The sequence below is a fragment of the Streptococcus sp. NLN64 genome (genome assembly GCF_015831295.1).
GTDB lineage: Bacteria > Bacillota > Bacilli > Lactobacillales > Streptococcaceae > Streptococcus.
In genome coordinates, this window is sequence record NZ_JADXDQ010000080.1 from 1 (window position 1) to 5,836 (window position 5,836).

The 5,836-nt window shown below is 42.9% G+C and carries 6 protein-coding genes; all 6 read right to left on the reverse strand.

The features are described from left to right. Nucleotides 1-53 precede the first annotated feature (53 nt). The 6 genes from I2503_RS08865 to I2503_RS08890 all read right to left on the reverse strand — a co-directional run bounded on the left by I2503_RS08865 (nucleotide 54) and on the right by I2503_RS08890 (nucleotide 5,460). Nucleotides 54-344, reverse strand: a complete 291-nt coding sequence (locus tag I2503_RS08865) for a transposase (RefSeq protein WP_196967718.1) — start codon at nucleotides 342-344, stop codon at nucleotides 54-56. Nucleotides 345-808: 464 nt separating this feature from the next. Further along, nucleotides 809-1,297 (reverse strand): hypothetical protein, encoded by a 489-nt coding sequence (locus I2503_RS08870; RefSeq protein WP_196091176.1) that lies wholly within the window; start codon nucleotides 1,295-1,297, stop codon nucleotides 809-811. A 5-nt stretch (nucleotides 1,298-1,302) separates the two neighbouring features. Continuing rightward, the gene (locus I2503_RS08875) at nucleotides 1,303-2,715 is read right to left on the reverse strand and encodes a LysM domain-containing protein (protein ID WP_196091175.1); all 1,413 of its coding nucleotides are present in this window, start codon (nucleotides 2,713-2,715) and stop codon (nucleotides 1,303-1,305) included. 220 nt (nucleotides 2,716-2,935) lie between these two features. Continuing rightward, nucleotides 2,936-4,561 (reverse strand): chaperonin GroEL, encoded by a 1,626-nt coding sequence (groL, locus tag I2503_RS08880; RefSeq protein WP_196091174.1) that lies wholly within the window; start codon nucleotides 4,559-4,561, stop codon nucleotides 2,936-2,938. Between the two features lie 10 nt (nucleotides 4,562-4,571). Next, nucleotides 4,572-4,853, reverse strand: coding sequence for a co-chaperone GroES (groES, locus tag I2503_RS08885; RefSeq protein ID WP_196967719.1), 282 nt, complete (start codon nucleotides 4,851-4,853; stop codon nucleotides 4,572-4,574). A 211-nt stretch (nucleotides 4,854-5,064) separates the two neighbouring features. Further along, nucleotides 5,065-5,460 (reverse strand): single-stranded DNA-binding protein, encoded by a 396-nt coding sequence (locus I2503_RS08890; RefSeq protein WP_196091172.1) that lies wholly within the window; start codon nucleotides 5,458-5,460, stop codon nucleotides 5,065-5,067. Nucleotides 5,461-5,836 lie beyond the last annotated feature (376 nt).

The following is a 5,836-nucleotide window of genomic DNA, read 5'->3' on the forward strand; positions in this document are numbered from 1 at the left end:
TTTATTTATAGAAAAGCTTGATCGTTCATAAAAATCATCAGAACTGCAATTGTTTATTGCTTGTTTCTGATGATTTTTTTGATAGTTACGCAAAGATATTCAGGGTATGAATAATTCGGGTTAAAGACAGGAATCCAGTATTGTCCAGTACTTTCCAAAAAGACATGCGTTACTCCGTGATTGAGCATCCAATCCAAAGCCCCTTGTAGGGAGCGGGTTGTCGTTCCAAAGGATTTCTGAAATTTCTTTGGTTTATTAGTATCTAAAGGTCCATCTAAGATACAGCAGACAATAGATTTTTGGTGAACATCAATGCCACAACAAGTTTCAACCATAGCTTCCATGTAAAAAGCCTCCTATTCTATTATTTGAACAATCGAATAAGAGGCTGTTTTGTAATTTTATTTTCACGCTCAAGGCGTATTCGAGTTATCTCATGACTCTTATTCATCCAGTTTTAGTTACAGGCTCGGCAAAGCCCTAATAAACTTACGGATTTGTATTGCTCATCTTTATTATATACCTGAACTAATTTTCCGTCATGAGTTAGCAGGCGAAGCCTGCTTGGAGTTTTAGTTTATCTTTTATTACTGTGTTAGCTCGTCTTGCCGTACTTCAGTACTGTCTACGACTCGCTGCCTTGTACTAAAAGTAAACTAAAAGACTATATCTTTGATACTTGGAAGGTCAACCACTAAATCCCAAACATGATGAGTCCAGCCCAAAGGGCTTAGAAATAAGAAATTCGCCATCATCAATTCCTCCTTTGCAAGCAAAAACCACCCTTACGGGTGGCTCGTCATTTATCCTACTGGACTTCTTTGAAGATCATTTTTTGCTTCACTTCCCCTTGGCCACCTTTGGCAATTTGATAGGTGAAACTATCGGATGTGAACTGGTCCCCAAGGGCAAAAACAGAATTGTATTGCCATTGGGACAGTTCATCATTTTCTTTTTTCGCTAGAGTAAGACTAGTTGGAGTTACTGCGTAGCGCCACTCTGCCGCTTGCTCTTCATAGCCTTTTTTGAACTCATCTGGAGAGCTGGCTGCTTTCAGAGCCACTTCACGGCTTTGGGTTACGACAACTTGATTTCCTCCATTTTGGAAGGTTACATACATCATTTTGTCATTTTGAGTCCCGTCTAAAACACTGGAATACTGGTAGGTCTTTCCTTGGACAACCTTGTCCAAACGGTGACTAGCCCAGTAGAAGAAGCCGCCAACACCGAGTCCAAGTACAACTAGTGCGGCCAATCCGATCCGAACATATTTATGGTTGAATAATTCTTTCAGCATTGGTCTTACTCCTCGTATGAATCTGAGCTGGTGCTAGTTTCAGTGCGGCTGAAGGTAGACTCAGAAGAGCTAGTGTCAAAGTCTTCATAGTCATCAGAAGAGGATGAAGAGCGTGTCACTGGAGTTGAACTGCTACTTGAGCTTGAACTTGAGCTAGATTCTTCCAATTCTTTGTAAACTTTAACATTAAAGGCATCGCGACCGCCTTCTTTGGTCAAGGTAATTTGCAAGTATTGAGCATCTTCTAAATCTGAAGATCTTGCCTTTAGTTTTGCATAAATTTCTTCTGCAACCTTCTTGGCTGAAGTTTCAGTTTTCTGGCTGACATCTGTAGCCAGAACTTCGGCACGTGGAGTATATAGTTGTTCCATGTCCAAACCTGCGATACGATTTGCATTTTGGTTGAACTCATCCTTGTTATCCAAGAAATTCAAGGTTAGGTTACTTGAGCTGTTCAAGTCTTTAGACTTAAGATTGCTGATTTCCGCTTGAATCTTATCTAAATACTCATCCATTTCTAGAACCTTTTCAGAACTAGATGGTTTGGTAGATGATGGAGTCGACTCATCACTGCCTGGAAGTTTACTTGAGCTCGTGCTAGATGGACTTGTGCTCGACTCAGATGGCTCTGCTGAACTACTCTCAGTTGGAACTGTCCCGCTTGTACCAGGTGTACCATCTCCTGAAGGTGAACTAGTAGAACCAGAATCAGAATTTGTCGGTTCATCAAATGGACTAACGATATCCGGTTTTTCTTCCTCACTAGGTTCTTGAATAGGAGACTGCTTCCACTCTGGAGCGTCTTCTACCTTAATGTCTGGTTTATACTCAACTTTTACAATTTGGGACTGGTCAACTTCTGGGAAAATATTAATGACACTCTGTTGTAACAACGTAACATCCACATTCACATTTGTGGAATTATCGTTGTAAATATAGTTATTTCCATTGTGAATATAGTTATTAATCACAACCTTGGTCATGGCACAGTGCTGACCGTACCCATTGTATTTGTAGTCGACTGGCACTTGTCCATCCCGTTTAAGAATCAGCGTGTCCCCAGCATAGATCAAGTCCACATTTTGAATGTTGTTGTCATAAGCCAGTTTGGCAATAGAAATACCTGTTGCCTGGGAAATCCCCCAGAGGGTGTCCCCCCACTGAATCACATAAATCTGACCATCCTGACCAGCATCGACCACAGATCCAGACTCATCAACCCTAATATTTTGATTCTGCATGTTTTGCTTGATTTGCTCAGGTGTGCTGGCAATCCAGTTGGTAATATCTGCTGCTTGAGCGGTTGATTGGTATTGGTAGAACTCGTCTGCCCGAACGACTGCAGCCGTTTGCAACACAGCTGGCGTCACAAACGACCCGAGTAGCAGAGTTGTCCCTAAAAGGTGTTTCTTTTTCATGCGATTTTCTCCTTTGAGGAAGTTGGAAGAGCTGACTCTTCACCCCTCACTATTTTTTAAAAAAGAGCAAAAGCCCCCTATCAAGGAATATTATAGCATATTTTCCCACAGGCAAAAGTTCAATCTTGAAACCAGAGGTTACAAAAGAAGGTTGAGAATCATTCTCAACCTTCTTCCTTGTTTTCTTACGAAAATTCCTGTAAGTCAGTAATTCTCGGTCTTACATCATTCCACCCATCATACCTGGATCCATAGCTGGACCAGCTGAGGCTTGAGGTTCTGGTTTGTTAGCGACAACTGCTTCGGTTGTCAAGATGAGGCTGGCAACACTAGCTGCATTTTGAAGGGCTGAACGGGTTACCTTAACTGGGTCAATGATTCCTGTTTCAATCATATCCACCCATTCACCACTAGCTGCGTTGAAGCCTTGACCAGCATCTGCATTTTTGAGGCGGTCAATAATGATGGAACCTTCGTAGCCAGCATTCAAAGCAATTTGACGAACAGGCTCTTCAAGAGCACGAAGGACGATGTTACGACCAGTCTCTTCATCTGCGGATAGATCCAAGGCTGCAACTGCCGGAATCACGTTCACCAAGGCCGTTCCACCACCGGCAACGATTCCCTCTTCAACCGCAGCACGAGTCGCATTCAAGGCATCTTCAATGCGAAGTTTCATTTCTTTCAACTCAGTCTCTGTCGCAGCACCAACCTTGATGACCGCAACACCACCTGCCAACTTAGCCAAGCGTTCTTGTAATTTTTCCCGGTCGAAGTCTGAGTTCGTGGTTTCAATTTGAGACTTGATGATACCAACACGGTTACTGATAGCAGCAGGATCCCCTGCTCCTTCAACGATGGTTGTAGAGTCTTTATCTACAACAACTTTAGCTGCTTGACCAAGCGCTTCAACCGTTGCATCTTTCAACTCCAGACCCAAATCATCCGTAATGACCGTAGCACCTGTCAAAATAGCAATGTCCTCCAACATAGCTTTTCTGCGATCCCCAAATCCAGGTGCCTTAACCGCTACAACATTGAAAGTTCCACGGATCTTGTTTAAAACAAGGGTTGGTAGTGCTTCCCCATCTACATCATCGGCAATGATTAGAAGAGGACGGTTGGTTTGCAGAATGCTTTCCAAAAGTGGTAAGATTTCTTGGATATTCGAAATCTTTTTATCTGTTACCAAGATAAATGGATTGTCTAATTCCGCAACCATCTTCTCATTGTCGGTCACCATATATTGGGACAGATAACCACGGTCGAATTGCATTCCTTCCACCACTTCCAATTCCGTTTCCATTCCACGGGACTCTTCAATGGTAATAACACCGTCTTTTCCAACACGCTCCATCGCTTCAGAGATATACTCCCCAACCTTTTCGCTACGAGAAGAAACAGCCGCTACCTGCGCAATCGCTTCTTTATTAGAAACAGGCACAGAGTTTTCCTTCAAAGCGGCAACCGCTGCCGCTGTAGCAGCTTCGATTCCGCGACGAATACCAATTGGGTTGGCACCGGCAGTCACGTTCTTGATCCCTTCACGGACAATGGCTTGTGTCAAAAGGGTTGCGGTCGTTGTTCCGTCACCAGCGATATCATTGGTTTTTGAAGCCACCTCGGATACCAACTTGGCACCCATATTCTCAAAAGGATCTTCCAATTCGATTTCTTTCGCAATGGTCACCCCATCATTGGTGATCAGTGGTGAGCCAAAAGCTTTTTCCAAAACCACATTACGCCCTTTAGGTCCCAAGGTTACTTTGACCGTATCCGCCAACATATCCACACCACGCACCATTGCGCTACGTGCGTCAGATGAAAATTGAATATCTTTTGCCATTTTTTACTCCTTACTGAACAATTGCTAGAATATCAGATTCACGAATGAGAAGGAAATCCTCATCCCCATCTTTAACAGAAATACCGGCATGCGCTTCAAAAAGAATTGTTTGACCTGCTTCAACTGCAGGTGCAATCACATCACCGTTCAAAGAACGAAGTCCTTCTCCAACAGCTACGACCTCGGCTGTCTTAGTGGCTGACTGGGCATTAGACGCCAAGACAAAACCAGACACAGACTGCTCCTTCTCGATCACTTTGACAATTACTTTATCTGCTAAGGGTTGTAACATAGAAAATCCTCCATTTGATTTCTGCTCCCTATAGCGGTCTCACAACTTTCTCTCACAGGAGGGCTGACGAAACCTTAGCGAGCGTTAGCACTCTACTGTATCGACTGCTAATTTCTGTTTCTATTTTATCATTTAGTCAACAATAGTCAAGAAAAAACTTCATCCAGAGGACAAAGTTTTTACAAGAAAGACGGACAAAGCATCCTTTCCTTTAAAACGGCAATTCTTCGCCTTCCTCGCTGACCATCTCAAACTGTTCTAGCTTACGGCGTTGTTCCCGTAAGAGTCGTTGTTCCTTGGTTTCAAGGAGTTGGAAATCGCTGCAAAGGACTTCAGATAGATAGTGCATTTGACCATCCTTTTCATAACGACGGGTGCGGAGTTCTCCTTCCACGCCAATCAGGCTACCTTTGCAAGCATAACTGGTGATATATTCGGCTAGACGTCCCCAGGCGACAATGGAGATAAAGTCCGATTCCCGTTCCCCGGTTTGGTCCCGGAAACGTCTTTTAACAGCTAGTTTTGAACGGGTGACACTTTTATTTGAGGGGGTCTTCTGAAGTTCAGGAGTCCCTGTTAAACGACCAATTAGAAAAATACGATTCATCTTTTTACCCTCCTACCTGTTTATTCGGGAAAGAAGATGAAAAAAGGTTGGACAAAAGCCTCAACCTTCCTATTTTATTTGCAAATACTTTGACGCAGTGGTTGATTGGGTCGAGGCTGGGACACAAGTCTCAACCTTCCTATTTAGATCGTGGAATAACTTTTGCGCAGTGGTTGATTCGGTCAAACAGCTAAAAGGCTGTTTGAGGTAATAGATAGGAGAGTGAAGCAAATAACTATTGTTCGCTTTTATAGTCTTTTATTTGAAAATAACACAGTAAAAAAGCGCAAAAAAACACTATCTGTGTTATACTTAAGGTGAACATATTTAAAAATGTCTTAAGGATGTTGCCGCATCCCTAATGCTTTTACTGCTT